Below are 14,275 nucleotides of genomic sequence, written 5' to 3'. Positions count from 1 at the left end.
CATTGCTTCCATAAAACCCCCATAGCCGCGTTCCAGACTCTCTCCCATTCGAACCGGGAGAGCCTCATGAACCGCAACCTGACCTTCAAACTCGGGGCCATTGGCCTGTTGATCCTGCTGTTGCTGATACCGCTGCTGATGATCAGCGGCCTGATCAGCGAGCGCCAGAGCCTGCGCGACGGCGTGCTCGACGATATTGCCCGCAGTTCCAGCACCCAGCAGCAGATCCGCGGCCCGGTGATGGTGGTGGATTACCGCAAGACCGTGCGCACCTGGAAGACCGACGAAAAGACCAAGAAGCGCTATCAGGAAATCGGCGAGGAGCAAGGGCGCATGTTCTTCCTGCCGGAACACTTCGAGCTGGACGGCAAGGCCCAGACCGAGCTGCGTGCCCGGGGCATCTACGAGGCTCGGCTGTTCCACGCCGACAACCACATCAGCGGCCATTTCGCCGTGCCCGAGCAATACGGGATCAAGGAAGATTTTGCCGACTACCAGTTCGACCAGCCCTTCCTGGCGGTGGGCATCAGCGATATCCGCGGCATCGAGAACGCCCTGCAACTGCAACTCAACGGCCAGACCCTGGACTTCGCCCCGGGCACCTTCGTCAGCTGGCTGGATGAAGGCGTGCATGTGCTGCTGCCGCCCCTGGACCTGAAAAAGAACACCCGCCTGGATTTCGCCTTCGACCTGCGCCTGCAGGGTACCGGCCAGTTGCAGGTGCTGCCGGTGGGCAAGACCAGCAAGGTCCTGCTGACGGCCAACTGGCCGCACCCGAGCTTTATCGGCAACTACCTGCCGGTGCAGCGTGAAGTGACCGAGCAGGGCTTTTCAGCCATCTGGCAGACCTCGTTCTTCTCCACCAACCTGGAACAGGCCATGGAGCGTTGCGCATTCGGCACGCAATGCCAGGACTTCAACGGCCGCAGCTTCGGCGTGAGTTTCATCGACCCGGTGGACCAGTACCTGAAGAGCGACCGGGCCATCAAGTACGCCTTGCTGTTCATCGGCCTGACCTTCGCCGGCTTCTTTCTCTTCGAGGTACTCAAGAGTCTGTCGGTGCACCCGATCCAGTACGGGTTGGTGGGCGTGGCCCTGGCGTTCTTCTACCTGTTGCTGCTGTCGCTATCGGAGCACCTGGGCTTTGCGCTGGCTTATGGCGTGTCGGCGGCAGCCTGTGTGGGGCTGATCGGCTTCTATGTCAGCCATGTGCTGCACAGCTGGCGTAACGGCGTGCTGTTCGCGATCGCGCTGGCGGCCTTGTACGGCCTGCTCTATGGCCTGCTCAGCGCCGAGGATTACGCGCTGCTGATGGGCTCGCTGCTGCTGTTCGGGCTGTTGGGCGTGTTCATGGTGCTGACCCGCAAGCTGGACTGGTATGGCATTGGCCAGCGCAAGGCAGCGCAGCCTTTGCAGTTCGATCTGGAGGCCGTCCATGAGTAGGTCATTGGGTTTGCGTGAGGATCAGCGCCAGCGGGAGCATCTGGCGCAGCGCATCGGCCAGTTGTTTCCGCTCGATGCCTGGTGGCTGGTACGCCAGCAAGCCATGCCCCGTGCTGCAGGAGCCGGCTTGCCGACGAAGAGGCCCGATCGCCTGACCGATTAGACCGGCGGCCGGGTCGCCAGCATCGACGGGCGCTGGCTGATCTCGAAGTACCAGGCGGCCAGTTGGGGATGGTCCTGGCGCCATTCCAGGTCGGGGTGGCGGAAATCCAGGTAGCCCAGGGCGCAGGCAACGCTGATGGCGGCAATATCGAAGTGGCTGGCCAGTTCGGCAATCGCTTCGGCTTCCAGCACCGCCAGGGCTCGGCGGATCTTGTCGCGCTGGCCGTCGAGCCACTGTTCCCAGTGTTTTTCCGGGGCACGCAGGGCCAGCTCGTAGCGCACCAGTACCGAGGCGTCCATGATCCCGTCGGCCAGGGCCGCGAGCGTCAGGCGCCGCCAGCGGGCCGAGCCGTCCCGGGGGATCAGCGGGTTGCCGACGTGCTGCTGGTCCAGGTAGTCGAGGATTACCCGGCTGTCGTATAGCACCTGGCCGTTGTCCAGGCGCAGGGCGGGGATCTTGCCCAGGGGGTTGTCCTGGTTCAGCGCGGCGTCCGGAGCTACCGGGCTCAACTGGCTGGCTTGCAGGGCGACCCGGTTCAACTGCCCGGTTTCATGCAGCAGCACCATGACTTTGCGTACGTAAGGTGATGCTGGGTTGTGGAACAGCGTCATGCTTGGGGTGGACATGAATATTCCTCGCGGGTGGAAGTCTCGCAGCCCGGGGATCTTAGCGCAGCCTGTGGCATTGGCCACAGGGGCGATTGGCGATACAGACGAGGAGTGATGTGTGCGCAGGTCCTATCTTCTACACGGGTTGTACAGCCTGGCCCTGACCCTGTTGGGCGCGCTGGCGGTGTATCTGGCCTTGCAATACGAGTTCCGCCGCAAGGGTGAAGGGGAGCCGGAGCTGGTCATGGCGTTCGCCTACATGGCCTGGTACTGGGCCCTGCCGGCACTGGCCCTGCCGGGCCTGGGCTGCGCACTGCTGGCCTGGCGCGGGCCCGACCCGGTGATCCAGCCCTGGCGCTGGAGCCTGGCGGCCAGCTATGTGCCGCTGCTGGGGCTGGCGTTGTTCAGCGTGCTGGTGGCCATCGAGGCGCTGCTGGAAAATCGCCTGTTCATCCCGGTGATGCTGATCGGCCTCGGGCTCTCGATGTACCTGTGGCGTGGTTTCCCGGCGCCAGGTTCAGGCCGCCGGCTTGCGCCGCAACAGGCCGCGTAGGGCGATCAGCGTCGGTAGGCCCAGGCCCAGCCAGCTCAGGCTGTCCCAGGCCCCGTCTCCCAGTAGCGCCGCGAACAACCCGGCGGCGCAGAGCAGGCCAATGCCCAGGGGCGCGGCGAAGACCTTCCAGAAGTTCGATTGCCGGGGTTTCATGGGCGCACCTGCGGCATCGACTTGCCGGCTCGCCGGCGGACTAGCCACAGGTACAGGCCGCTGCCCAGGACAATGATGGTCAGCACGTCCATCGCCGCCCACAGCACCTTCATCGGCATGCCGCCGTAGTCGCCGAAATGCAGCGGCTGGGACATGCCCATGGCGTCCATGTACCAGGGCCGCCCGGCCACGGCGGTGACCTGCAGGCTACTGGCGTCGATCAGCACCGGGGTCAGCAGGTGTGAAGTCAGGTGGCTGCTGCCCTTGAGAAACACCGCGTAGTGATGCTCGCTGGAAAAGCGTGTGCCGGGGAAGGCGATGAAGTCCGGCTGCATGCCCGGGGCGGCTTCCCTGGCGATATCCAGCAGGCGGCTGGCCGGCGCCAGTGAGGTCAGTGGCGGCGCGTCGCGGTAGGGCGCGACCATGGCGCTGAGGCTGTCGTTGCGCCAGGCGGCGATGATCAGGTCGGCACAAGCGCTGATCACGCCGGTAACGCCCACCACCAGGGCCCAGGTCAGGGTTACCACGCCGATCAGGTTGTGCAGGTCGAGCCAGCGCAGGCGGCTGGACTTGTCCTGGCGCACCGTGGCGAACTTCAGGCGGCGCATGAACGGCAGGTAGAGCACCGTGCCGGAGATGATCGCCAGCACGAAGAGGATGCCCATGAAGGCCAGCAGCAGCTTGCCCGGCAGCCCGGCGAACATGTCCACATGCAGGCGCAGCATGACCATCATCAACCCGCCATTGGCCGAGGGCATGGCCACGGCCTCGCCGGTGCGGGCGTCGAGCATGAAGGTGTGGGAGGAGTTGGGCTCGGTGCCGGCGGTCCTGGCCATGATGGTCATCACGCCATTGGGTTCGTCCTCGTCCCAGCCGAAGTACTGCATGACCTCACCCGGGCGATGAGCCTCGGCGGCCTTGACCAGTTGTTGCAGGTCCAGGTGCGGGGTGTCGGCAGGCATCTCCCGCAGTTCGGGGGAATCCCCCAGCAGGTGGTCGATCTCGTGGTGGAAGATCAGCGGCAGGCCGGTGAGCGCCAGCATCAGCAGGAACACCGTGCAGATCAGGCTGGTCCAGGTGTGGATAAAGGACCAGCGGCGGATTGTCTTGCTTTTCATCGAGGCTCCAATGGCAAAAGGGCCGCGGTTCAGGCGGCCCTTCGGCGAGGGTTTTCCCTTCTTAGAATTTGTAATTCACGCTGGCCATGACGTTGCGGCGGTCGCCGTAGTAGCAGTAGGTGCCGTCGCAGGTCGACATGTATTCCTTGTCGAACACGTTGTTGGCGTTGAGGGCCACGCTGGCGCCCTTGAGCGAGCTGTCCAGGCGGCCGAGATCGTAGTGCACCGCGGCGTCATACACGGTGTAGGACGCGGTATCGCCGTCGGATTTGCGCGCGACATAGGCCAGGTTGCCTGCCGGCACGTTGTTGGTCTCGCCGATATAGCGGGCGCCGAAGCCTGCGCCGAAGCCGTCCAGCAAGCCGTTGTGCCAGGTGTAGTCGGCCCAGATCGAGGCCTGGTTTTCCGGGGTCAATGGCAGTGGGCGGTTCTTGTCCTGAGGGTCGCCGACCTTGGTCATCTTGCTGTTGGCATAGGTATAGGCCGCCGTCAGCTTGAGGTTCTCATTGACGTTGCCCACCGCTTCCAGCTCGAAACCACGGACCTTGGCTTCCCCCAGGGGCCGGCTGACACCCAGGCTGTCGGTAAGGACGATGTTCTGCCGGGTCAGGTCGTACACCGCGGCAGTGAACAGCATGTCGCTGCCAGGAGGCTGGTACTTGAGGCCCAGTTCGTATTGCTTGCCGGTGCTGGGCTCGAAGGCCTGGCCCTTGGCGTTGCCGCCGGCTTCGGCCTGGAAGGATTCGGCGTAGGAGATGTAAGGGGTGAAGCCGGAATCGAAGACGTAGCTGAGGGCCGCGTTGCCGGTGAAGGCCTGGTCGTTGCGCTCATCGTGGGGCTTGTTGGCGATGTTGTAGAACCGGGATTCGGTGTGCAGCCAGTCCTGGCGCCCGCCCAGGGTCAGGCGCCAGTTGTCCAGGGCCATCTGGTCCTGGACGTAGAGGCCGGTGCCCTGGCGCTTCTGGTTGTAGTCGTTGTAGGCAAAGTAGGCGACTTTGCTGAAATCCTGACCGTAGACCGGGTTGATGATGTTGCTGGTGGGCGCTTCACCGTACAGCCACTTGTAGTTGGTGTTGACGCGCTGGTAGTCCAGGCCCAGCAACAGGGTGTGCTTGAGCTCGCCGGTGTCGAAGTCGGCCTGGAAGTTGTTGTCCACGGCGAACTGGCTGATGTCCTCGTTGACGATGTTGGCGCCACGGCGCACGGTGCCGTCGGCACTCACCGCCTGGTCGGGCTTATTGGGCCAATAGCTGCCACCGGCGGTAATGCCCTGGAACGACAGATCGCTCTTGGTGTAGCGCAGGTTCTGGCGGAACTGCCAGACGTCATCCAGGCGGTGCTCGAAGGCGTAACCCAGTGCGTAGTAGGTCTTGTCGTAGTATTCCCAGCTCGGATCGCCAAGGTTCTTGTGGTACTTGATCTCGCCTGCCGGGCTCGCCAGTTTGGTGCCCTGCAACGGCAGGAACTGGCTGGTGATGCCGGTATCGTCACGATTGAACTGGCTGAGGAAGGTCAGCTTGGTGTCTTCGTCAATGTTCCAGGTCAGGCTGGGGGCCAGGTTGTAACGCTTGTCCTGGTTGTGCTCGATGGCGGTGTTGCTGTCGCGGACCACGCCGCTGACGCGATACAGGAATCGCCCTTCGTCATCGATGGGGCCGGTGCTGTCGAAGCTGATCTGCTTGCGCTGGTAACTGCCGATCTGCAGTTGCACTTCGTGGCTGCTGCTGTCTTCCGGGCGGCGGCTGACCATGTCCAGCAAGCCCCCGGGTGGTGTCTGGCCGTAGACCGAAGACGCCGGGCCGCGGAGCAGGGCTACACGCTCCAGGTCCCAGGTTTCCAGCTTGGGCATGGTGTAGGTGCCCTTTGGCAGGGGCAGGCCATCGAGGAACTGGGTGGGTTCGAAGCCCCGCACCTTCAGCCACTCGGCGCGGCTGTCGCTGCCGTAGCTGCTGGCGGTGACGCCGGGCATGTAGCGCACGGCATCGTCGAGGTTCTGTACCGCACGGTCGCTCATCTGTTCACGGGTAGCGACGGAGATGGAGCGAGGCACTTCACGCAGTTCGGTATCGGTCTTGGTGCCGACGGCAGTGCGCTTGGCCATGTAGCCCTCGACTGGTCCCCATGCCGTTTCATAGCTGCTCTGGCCGCTGATACTGGTTTGCGGCAAGGCCACTACACCTTCCGGTGTGGCCACCAGGCTGTAGGTGCCGGCGCTGCTGTGCTCCAGTTGCAGGCCGGTGCCACGCAGGGCCTCACGCAGGGCGCCCGGTGCATCGAACTGGCCCATGACCGGGGCCGAAGTCTTGCCCGCCGCCAGGGACGGATTCAGGCTCAGGGCCAGGCCGGCCTGGCTGGCGATCTGGTTCAGGGTGCTGGCCAGCGGTGCGGCCGGCAGGTTGTAGGCGCGCACGCTGGTGGACTGTTCGGCAGCCATCAGCGCCGGGCTGGCCAGGGGGGCGCAGAGGGCGATGGCAACGGCCAAGAGACTGGGGCGCAACAGGGTGTCTAGCGGGCGGGACATACGGCGGCTCCTGAATGGAAATGTTTCGCAATTGCCTAGGTGCCGGACGAGATTGGAAAAGTGATAGGGGCGGATTGAAAATAATTTAGATTTAGACTGATTGAGGCTAATTCGCCGGCAAGCCAGCTCCTACGGGATCGGTGCAGGAGCCAGCTTGCCGGCGAAGGCTGCGACACCGACCTCAGTGCTTGGCGTCGGCCTTGGCCACCACCGTCACCCACCAGGGAGTGTGCCGTTCGATCTTCACCGGCAGGGTCGGCAGCAGGGCATTGAGCGCGAGGTCCGTGTCCTGCAATGGGAAACTGCCGGTGATCCGCAGGTCGGCCAGTTCCGGTGCGACGCCCAGGTGACCACGGCGGTAACGGCCCAGCTCATCGATCAGGTCACCGAGCCGGGCGTTGTCCACCACCAGCATGCCCCGGGTCCAGGCGTCGGCCCCCAGGTTCAGGGCCTGCAGCGGGCCGAGGCCATCGCGGCGCATCAGCACTTGCTGGCCTTCCTTGAACACGTGCTCGTCCTGACCGGCTTGCGGCCGCGCCGCCACCGCCGATTGCAGCACCCCGAGGCGGGTGCCCTGGTCCTCGCGCTTGACCAGGAACCGCGTGCCCAGGGCGCGCATGCGGCCGTCGCGGGTTTCGACGATGAACGGCCGGCTGTCGTTGTGCCCGGTCTCGATCAGGATCTCGCCTTCCTGAAGCACGATCCGCCGCTGCTTCTCGTCGAAGCGCACATCCAGCGCACTGTGGGTATTGAGGTTGATCACCGTGCCGTCGGCCAGGCGCAGGGTGCGCTGCTCGCCGGTGGCGGTGCGCTGGTCTGCCAGCCAGTAGTCCATCGGCAGGTAGCGTTCCCCGGCAAACAGCGCCAGGGCGCCGAACAGCACGACGCTGGCGACCCCGCGACCCAGCTTGCGTACCCGCCGGCGCAAGCCTTCGCGCGATTGCAGCAAGGCGTTGCGGGCCGGGCCGGTGGCCACGCCAAAGCGCTGGTCGAGCATGCCCAGCTGGCGCCAGGCGCGGGCGTGTTCTTCATGGGCAGCGTGCCACTTGGCAAACTCTTCGCGCTCCACGGCACTGGCGCCGCCATCCAGCGACAGCTGCCAGGCGATGGCGGCATCCAGCACCTGGGCCGACACCGGCTTGGAACTCATGGGGGTCATAGCGGCTCCCCGTACAGGGCGATGTAGCACTGGCGGATGCCCTGGGCCAGGTATTGGCGCACCCTTGGCACCGAGACCCCCAGGCGTTCGGCGATCTCGGCGTGGCTCAGGCCGTCGAGGCGGTTATAGAGGAAGGCCATGCGCGCCTTGCTGGAGAGCTTGCCCAGCAGGCGGTCGATGGCCTTGAGGTCTTCGAGGATCATCTGCTGTTCTTCGGGCGACGGTTGTTCGCCTTCGGGGATCAGCATCAGTTCGCTGAGGTAAGCCTGTTCCAGCGCGGCGCGCCGGAAATAGTCGAACAGCAGGCCCTTGGCGATGGCCACCAGAAACGCCCGCGGCTCCCGGGGCGCCTTGAGTTCGTCGCGGCCCAGCAGGCGCACGAAGGTGTCCTGGCTCAGGTCCTCGGCCCGCTGGCTGCAGGCAACGTTGCGCCGTAGCCAGGCCAACAGCCAACCACGATGGTCGCGATACAACGCACCAACCAGCTCATTGTGAGGGCTTTGGACTGACGACAACGGAACTCACCAATCGAGAAGTTTAAACTAACGAGAATTATTCGCGATTGTGGCAGAGGCGAAACAGTGGCGCAATTCACGCTGGTCGGCTGCCTTGTGGCTGAAAGAGGGCGGGTGCCCAAGACAAGGAACCAGTTGTGTCGAGGAAACTGGCTCCCGTTGGCGTGCGCAGCGCGCCCAAGGCGTTGTATCTGTTAGATCCATCAGGTTCTACGGCCGCGGCGCGGCCGAGCGGGAGCAAGCTCCCTCGCCACAGTGCGTTGGCTCAGAACGAAGGTGCCTGCTGCCGGCGTTTCCACTGGCCCAGGCGCTGTTGCAGGTTCAGCGGGCTGTGGATCTGCTGCTGGCGGGCGCGGTTGAACAGGATCAGCGCCAGCTCCGCGGTGGCCAGGGCATCGGCCGCCGCGTTATGCCGCTCCACCACTTGCAGGTTGAACCAGCGCACCCAGTCGTCCAGCCCGGCTTCGCGGATCTGGGCCTGGGGGCACAGCAACGGCGCCATGTCCGCTACATCGAGGAAGCTGTGTTGCAGGCGGTAGCCCAGGCTGTCCTTCAGCGCCCGGCCGAGCATGTGCTGGTCGAACGGGGCATGAAAGGCCAGCAGCGGGCTGTCGCCGACGAACTCCATGAAATCCAGCAGGGCCTCCACCGGATCACAGCCGGCGGCGATGGCGCTGGGCCCCAGGCCGTGGATCAGTACGCTGGGGCTGAGCTTGTGGCCCTCGCGTTGCAGGGTGCGCTCGAACTGCTGGCTGAAGTCGATGGCACCGTCTTCGATCACCACCGCGCCAATGGACAGCACCTGGTCGCGGTTGAGGTTGAGGCCGGTGGTTTCCACGTCCACCACTACCCAGCGCTGTTCGCGCAGGCTGCCGTCACCCAGTTCGGTAAAGGCGGGCAGGCGGTCGCGCCGTTGTTGCTGCTCGGCACTCAGCAGGCTGACTGCGGGGCGGAACCAGGCAAACAGGCTCATAGCTGGTACCGCAAGGCCAGGCTGCTTTGCAGGCGCTGGGCCTGGCGCAGGGATTCACGCAGGATGCGCCGGTCCAGGTGGTTCAGGCTGTCCGGGTCGACCCGGTTGGAATAGGGCTGGTTCTCCCGGGTCTGGCGCTGGTGCTGCTGCATGCGGGTCTGCTGGATGAAGTGATAGGCCTCTTCATAGGCGGCGCCGTCCAGGGGCTCGATCACTTGTTTGGACACCAGCTGGCGCAGGCGCTCCAGGGTATTGATCGCGCCGATGCCGTTGGCCAGGGCCAGCAGCCGGGCACCGTCGACGAAGGGGGTGAGGCCCTGGACCTTGAGGTCCAGGGTGGCCTTTTCGCCATTTTTCCTGGCCAGCACGAACTCGCGAAAACGCCCCACGGGCGGGCGCTGGCGCAGGGCGTTTTCCGCCATCATGCGTTGGAACAGACGGTTGTCCGCCACCTGGTCGAGGATGCCCCGACGCAGTTGTTCGGCGCTCTGTTCATCGCCCCAGACCACCCGCAGGTCGAAATAGATGCTCGAACCCAGCAGGTTTTCCGGGGTGGCCTCGCGGATGAAGGCCGCGAAGCGCCGGGCCCATTCAGCACGGGACAGGCACAGCTCGGGGTTGCCGGCCATGATGTTGCCCTTGCACAGGGTGAAACCGCACATGGCCAGGCTCTGGTTGATCTGCTGGGCGATGGGTAGCAGCTTGCCGCGGATTTCTGCCGCGTGGGCCGCGTCCCGGGCCTCGAACAGGATGCCGTTGTCCTGGTCGGTGTGCAGGGTCTGTTCGCGTCGGCCTTCACTGCCAAAGCACAGCCAGCTGAAAGGCACGCCGGGGTCGCCCTTGTCGGCCAGGGTCAGTTCGATGACCCGGCACACGGTGTGATCGTTGAGCAGGGTGATGATATGGGTGATCTGGGTCGAGGAGGCGCCGTGGGCCAGCATGCGCTCCACCAACTGGCCGATCTCGCCCCGCAGCGCCACCAGGTGTTCGACCCGGGGCGCGTTGCGGATGGTCCGCGCCAGGTGCACCAGGTCGACCCGCTGCAGGGAAAACAGATCGCGCTCGGAAACCACCCCGCACAGGCGCTGTTCTTTCACCAGGCAGACGTGGGCGATATGCCGCTCGGTCATGGCGATGGCGGCGTCGAAGGCGCTGTGGTCCGGGCTGAGGAAGAACGGCGCCTGGGTCATGTGCTGTTCGATGGGCTGGTTGAGGTCCTGGGTGCCGTCGGCCACCACCTGGCGCAGGTCGCGCAGGGTGAAGATCCCCAGCGGGGCCTTGCGTTCGTCCACCACGACGATGCTGCCGACCTGCTGCTCATGCATCAGCGCCACGGCTTCGCGCAGCGGCGTCTGCGGTGAACAGGCCACCGGATGACGCATGGCCAGCTCGCCCAGGCGGGTGTTCAGGGAATACTGGGTGCCGAGGGTTTCCACGGCTTTCTGTTTGACTTGCTGGTTGACCTGGTCCAGCAGGCTGCTGACTCCACGCAGGGCGAAGTCGCGAAACTCCGCGGACAGGGCGAACAGCTTGATGAAAGCGCCCTTGTTCAGTTGCAGGCAGAACGTATCTTCGGCGGCGCGATGCTCGGTGCGGGTCGCGCGCTCGCCCAGCAGCGCGGCCAGGGGGAAACACTCGCCGGAAGTGATTTCGAAGGTGGTCTCGGTGCTGCCCTTGGCGGCGTGTGTGCGTTCGCCCACCACGCGGCCCTGCTTGACGATATAGAAGTGCTCAACCGGGCCGTCGGCCGGCTTGATGATGCTGTCGCCGGGGCCGTAGAAGCGCAGTTGGCATTGTTCTACCAGGTAGGCCAGATGCAGCTGCTCCATCTGGTTGAACGGCGGGAACCGTTGCAGGAACTGCACGGTCCCCTGGATGTTCTGCAACACCGCGGTCTTCCCGGCCTGGGTGAAGGCGTCCGCTTTACTCATAACGATTACCGCAGTCTTTTTGGATTTGTTGTGGTCGGATCACGGCATGGTCGGCTGCAACGTCTGGGGTGCCCATTGGACGTAAGTCTAGGTAGCGCCCTAGGGGCCGGACATTTGGCTTTGAAGCGTCGGCAATCAATGCGAAAAAGCTCTGATCAAGACTCTTGGCAATTTTTCCGACGAAGTGCACATTGGAGGCCTGCTTAGCGATGTCTGACCACTGTGCTAGGGGATTGATCTGTTCATGTAGAGAAATGTATGCCCGACCACGATATTTTGAGTGACGCCGAGCGCGAGGCCCTGAGTGCGGTCATGCTGGAACCGGATCTGCCGCCCCAGCGGGTGCTGATCGCCGATGACGACAAGGATGCACGGGAGCTGCTTGCGGAGATTCTTGGCCTGGATGGCATCCGTTGCATCACGGCGGCCAGTGGCAAGGCCGCACTTGAGTTGCTTGAATCGAATAAATCCATCGGCCTGTTGATCACCGATCTGCGCATGGCGCCCTGCAATGGCCTGGACCTGATCCGCCAGGTGCGTGAATCGGAGCGGGCGGCGCTGCCGATCATCATCATTTCCGGCGACGCCGATGTCCGCGATGCCATCGCCGCCATGCACCTGAGCGTGGTGGACTTCCTGCTCAAGCCGATCGACACCACCAAGCTGCTGGCCCTGGTCAAGCACGAGCTGGGCGTGGTGCTCTAGCCGATCCCTTGCCACACAGGCGAAAAAAAGCCCCGGCCTTGCGACCGGGGCTTTTTTAATTACTGCTGGTTACGCGGGCTTACAGACCGTTCTTGGCCTTGAACTCGCGACGCCGGCGGTGCAGGACCGGCTCGGTGTAGCCGTTTGGCTGCTTGGTGCCTTCGATCACCAGTTCCAGGGCGGCCTGGAAGGCGATGTTGCTGTCGAAGTCTGGTGCCAGAGGACGGTACAGCGGGTCGCTGGCGTTCTGCCGGTCAACCACCGGAGCCATGCGCTTGAGGCTTTCCAGCACTTGCTCCTGGGTGACCACGCCGTGGCGCAGCCAGTTGGCGATGTGCTGGCTGGAGATACGCAGGGTGGCGCGGTCTTCCATCAGGCCGACGTCATTGATGTCCGGCACTTTCGAACAGCCCACGCCCTGGTCGATCCAGCGCACCACGTAACCGAGAATGCCCTGGGCGTTGTTGTCCAGTTCGTTCTTGATCTGCTCCGGCGTCCAGCTCGGGTTGACCGCCAGCGGGATGGTCAGGATGTCGTCCACCGAGGCGCGGGCACGCTTGGCCAGTTCGGCCTGGCGGGCGAATACGTCGACCTTGTGATAGTGCAGCGCGTGCAGCGCAGCGGCGGTCGGGGATGGAACCCAGGCAGTGTTGGCGCCGGCCAGTGGGTGAGCGATTTTCTGTTCGAGCATCGCTGCCATCAGGTCCGGCATCGCCCACATGCCCTTGCCGATTTGCGCGCGACCTTGCAGGCCGGTGCTCAGGCCGATATCGACGTTCCAGTTCTCGTAGGCGCCGATCCATTTTTCGGCCTTCATGTCGGCCTTGCGCACCATGGCGCCGGCCTCCATGGAGGTGTGGATTTCGTCGCCGGTGCGGTCGAGGAAGCCGGTGTTGATGAACACCACGCGCTCGCTGGCCGCCTTGATGCAGGCCTTGAGGTTGACCGTGGTGCGGCGCTCCTCGTCCATGATCCCGACTTTCAGGGTGTTGCGCGGCAGGTTCAGCACCTCTTCGATGCGGCCGAACAGCTCGTTGGTGAACGCCGCTTCTTCAGGGCCGTGCATCTTCGGCTTGACGATGTACATCGAGCCGGTGCGGCTGTTCTTGCGCGACGTGTTGCCGTTGAGGTTGTGGATCGACGCCAGGCTGGTGACCAGGCCGTCGAGGATGCCTTCCGGCACTTCGTTGCCATCCTTGTCGAGGATCGCATCGATGGTCATCAGGTGGCCTACGTTGCGCACGAACAGCAGCGAGCGACCGTGCAGTTTCACTGGCTCGCCATTGACCCCGGTGTATTCGCGGTCGGCGTTCATGGTGCGGGTGAAGGACTTGCCACCCTTGGAAACTTCTTCCGCCAGGTCACCTTTCATCAGGCCGAGCCAGTTGCGGTAGATCACCACCTTGTCGTCGGCATCCACTGCGGCGACCGAGTCTTCGCAGTCCATGATGGTGGTCAGGGCCGCTTCCATCAGCAGGTCCTTGACCCCGGCGGCGTCGGTCTGGCCGACCGGGCTTGTGGCGTCGATCTGGATCTCGAAGTGCAGGCCGTTGTGCTTGAGCAGGATCGCGGTAGGGGCCGCAGCGTCGCCCTGGTAGCCGATCAGTTGCGCGTCGTTGCGCAGGCCGCTGTTGCTGCCGCCCTTGAGGCCGACCACCAGCTTGCCGCCGACGATCTTGTAGCTCACCGAGTCCACGTGGGAGCCGGCAGTCAGCGGCGCGGATTCATCGAGGAAGGCGCGGGCGAAGGCGATGACCTTGTCGCCGCGGACCTTGTTGTAGCCTTTGCCTTTTTCCGCACCATCGGCTTCGCTGATGGCATCGGTGCCGTACAGGGCGTCGTACAGCGAGCCCCAGCGAGCGTTGGAAGCGTTGAGGGCGAAGCGCGCATTCATCACCGGCACCACCAGCTGCGGGCCGGCCATGTGGGCGATCTCCTCATCGACGTTTTGCGTCGTGGCCTGGAAATCCGCCGCTTCTGGCAGCAGGTAACCGATGTCTTGCAAGAAGGCTTTATAAGCCACAGCGTCATGCGCCTGGCCGGCACGGGACTGGTGCCAGGCATCGATACGTGCCTGGAAATCATCGCGTTTGGCGAGTAGGGCTTTGTTCTTCGGCGCCAGGTCGTGAATGACCTTGTCTGCACCGGCCCAGAACGAGTCGGCGGTGAGGCCGGTACCGGGAATGGCTTCGTTGTTCACGAAGTCGAACAGGACTCTGGCGACCTGCAGGCCACCGACTTGAACGTGCTCAGTCATTGCTTGCCTCACTCTGCTCAGCTATTTCGCTTTTCAGCTCTTCAAATTAACAATGAAGCCGGCGGCCATTTAAAGCACAACCCTGTTCTCCAGTACATGCCATCGCTGGCGGCTGGGTCCTTCCAATCAACGGCGGAGCCTTGCTGACGGGCTGTTGCGGGGGTTGCGATCAGGCC

Annotated in this window: 13 protein-coding genes; 4 read left to right on the top strand and 9 right to left on the bottom strand. The window is 64.1% G+C overall.

Annotated features, from left to right (window positions below; translation table 11 throughout):
- Positions 1 to 66: 66 nt before the first annotated feature.
- Together creD and BLS75_RS32425 are read left to right on the top strand one after the other, a co-directional pair.
- The gene (gene creD, locus BLS75_RS21650; protein ID WP_072451763.1) at positions 67 to 1,443 is read left to right on the top strand and encodes a cell envelope integrity protein CreD; all 1,377 of its coding nucleotides are present in this window, start codon (positions 67 to 69) and stop codon (positions 1,441 to 1,443) included.
- Complete coding sequence (locus BLS75_RS32425) at positions 1,436 to 1,606, top strand: hypothetical protein (RefSeq protein WP_155246651.1); 171 nt, start codon at positions 1,436 to 1,438, stop codon at positions 1,604 to 1,606. The genes creD and BLS75_RS32425 overlap by 8 nt, the downstream gene beginning before the upstream one ends.
- Here BLS75_RS32425 and BLS75_RS21645 read toward each other — a convergent pair.
- Positions 1,603 to 2,232 carry a glutathione S-transferase gene (locus BLS75_RS21645; protein WP_011063885.1) on the bottom strand — a complete coding sequence of 210 codons (630 nt, stop codon included), beginning with the start codon at positions 2,230 to 2,232 and terminating at the stop codon, positions 1,603 to 1,605. The genes BLS75_RS32425 and BLS75_RS21645 overlap by 4 nt on opposite strands.
- Positions 2,233 to 2,332: 100 nt before the next feature.
- Here BLS75_RS21645 and BLS75_RS21640 point away from each other — a divergent pair, with 100 nt between their 5' ends.
- Entirely contained in the window at positions 2,333 to 2,767 is a 435-nt protein-coding gene (locus tag BLS75_RS21640) for a hypothetical protein (RefSeq protein WP_072451762.1), read from the top strand.
- Here BLS75_RS21640 and BLS75_RS21635 read toward each other — a convergent pair.
- The 7 genes from BLS75_RS21635 to BLS75_RS21605 all read right to left on the bottom strand — a co-directional run bounded on the left by BLS75_RS21635 (position 2,732) and on the right by BLS75_RS21605 (position 11,137).
- A complete protein-coding gene (locus tag BLS75_RS21635; RefSeq protein WP_011063883.1) occupies positions 2,732 to 2,920 on the bottom strand; it encodes a hypothetical protein in 189 nt (62 codons plus the stop codon). The genes BLS75_RS21640 and BLS75_RS21635 overlap by 36 nt on opposite strands.
- On the bottom strand, positions 2,917 to 4,038 hold the full coding sequence (locus BLS75_RS21630; RefSeq protein WP_072451761.1) for a PepSY-associated TM helix domain-containing protein: 1,122 nt from the start codon (positions 4,036 to 4,038) through the stop codon (positions 2,917 to 2,919). The genes BLS75_RS21635 and BLS75_RS21630 overlap by 4 nt, the downstream gene beginning before the upstream one ends.
- A 61-nt stretch (positions 4,039 to 4,099) precedes the next feature.
- On the bottom strand, positions 4,100 to 6,559 hold the full coding sequence (locus BLS75_RS21625; protein ID WP_072451760.1) for a TonB-dependent siderophore receptor: 2,460 nt from the start codon (positions 6,557 to 6,559) through the stop codon (positions 4,100 to 4,102).
- Positions 6,560 to 6,740: 181 nt separating this feature from the next.
- Positions 6,741 to 7,718 carry a FecR domain-containing protein gene (locus tag BLS75_RS21620; RefSeq protein ID WP_053154256.1) on the bottom strand — a complete coding sequence of 326 codons (978 nt, stop codon included), beginning with the start codon at positions 7,716 to 7,718 and terminating at the stop codon, positions 6,741 to 6,743.
- Positions 7,715 to 8,233, bottom strand: coding sequence for an RNA polymerase sigma factor (locus tag BLS75_RS21615; RefSeq protein ID WP_011063879.1), 519 nt, complete (start codon positions 8,231 to 8,233; stop codon positions 7,715 to 7,717). The genes BLS75_RS21620 and BLS75_RS21615 overlap by 4 nt, the downstream gene beginning before the upstream one ends.
- A gap of 265 nt (positions 8,234 to 8,498) precedes the next feature.
- Entirely contained in the window at positions 8,499 to 9,206 is a 708-nt protein-coding gene (locus BLS75_RS21610) for a 3'-5' exonuclease (protein ID WP_072451759.1), read from the bottom strand.
- Positions 9,203 to 11,137, bottom strand: coding sequence for a putative nucleotidyltransferase substrate binding domain-containing protein (locus BLS75_RS21605; RefSeq protein WP_015637279.1), 1,935 nt, complete (start codon positions 11,135 to 11,137; stop codon positions 9,203 to 9,205). Before BLS75_RS21605 ends, BLS75_RS21610 begins: the two co-directional genes overlap by 4 nt.
- 258 nt (positions 11,138 to 11,395) lie before the next feature.
- Here BLS75_RS21605 and BLS75_RS21600 point away from each other — a divergent pair, with 258 nt between their 5' ends.
- The gene (locus BLS75_RS21600; RefSeq protein WP_015637278.1) at positions 11,396 to 11,842 is read left to right on the top strand and encodes a response regulator; all 447 of its coding nucleotides are present in this window, start codon (positions 11,396 to 11,398) and stop codon (positions 11,840 to 11,842) included.
- Between the two features lie 79 nt (positions 11,843 to 11,921).
- Here the strand turns inward: BLS75_RS21600 and BLS75_RS21595 are convergent, their stop codons facing one another.
- A complete protein-coding gene (locus BLS75_RS21595; protein ID WP_011063875.1) occupies positions 11,922 to 14,099 on the bottom strand; it encodes a malate synthase G in 2,178 nt (725 codons plus the stop codon).
- Between the last annotated feature and the right edge of the window lie 176 nt (positions 14,100 to 14,275).

This window comes from Pseudomonas sp. NFPP12, from assembly GCF_900103205.1.
GTDB lineage: Bacteria > Pseudomonadota > Gammaproteobacteria > Pseudomonadales > Pseudomonadaceae > Aquipseudomonas > Aquipseudomonas protegens.
This window is presented reverse-complemented; position numbering and strand designations above follow the sequence as displayed.

Bases quoted from the DNA above. Each gene is read 5' to 3' on its own strand.
- creD (WP_072451763.1), top strand. From the start codon at position 67: ATGAACCGCAACCTGACCTTCAAACTCGGGGCCATTGGCCTGTTGATC.
- BLS75_RS32425 (WP_155246651.1), top strand. From the start codon at position 1,436: ATGAGTAGGTCATTGGGTTTGCGTGAGGATCAGCGCCAGCGGGAGCAT.
- BLS75_RS21645 (WP_011063885.1), bottom strand. From the start codon at position 2,232: ATGTCCACCCCAAGCATGACGCTGTTCCACAACCCAGCATCACCTTAC.
- BLS75_RS21635 (WP_011063883.1), bottom strand. From the start codon at position 2,920: ATGAAACCCCGGCAATCGAACTTCTGGAAGGTCTTCGCCGCGCCCCTG.
- BLS75_RS21630 (WP_072451761.1), bottom strand. From the start codon at position 4,038: ATGAAAAGCAAGACAATCCGCCGCTGGTCCTTTATCCACACCTGGACC.
- BLS75_RS21625 (WP_072451760.1), bottom strand. From the start codon at position 6,559: ATGTCCCGCCCGCTAGACACCCTGTTGCGCCCCAGTCTCTTGGCCGTT.
- BLS75_RS21620 (WP_053154256.1), bottom strand. From the start codon at position 7,718: ATGACCCCCATGAGTTCCAAGCCGGTGTCGGCCCAGGTGCTGGATGCC.
- BLS75_RS21610 (WP_072451759.1), bottom strand. From the start codon at position 9,206: ATGAGCCTGTTTGCCTGGTTCCGCCCCGCAGTCAGCCTGCTGAGTGCC.
- BLS75_RS21605 (WP_015637279.1), bottom strand. From the start codon at position 11,137: ATGAGTAAAGCGGACGCCTTCACCCAGGCCGGGAAGACCGCGGTGTTG.
- BLS75_RS21600 (WP_015637278.1), top strand. From the start codon at position 11,396: ATGCCCGACCACGATATTTTGAGTGACGCCGAGCGCGAGGCCCTGAGT.
- BLS75_RS21595 (WP_011063875.1), bottom strand. From the start codon at position 14,099: ATGACTGAGCACGTTCAAGTCGGTGGCCTGCAGGTCGCCAGAGTCCTG.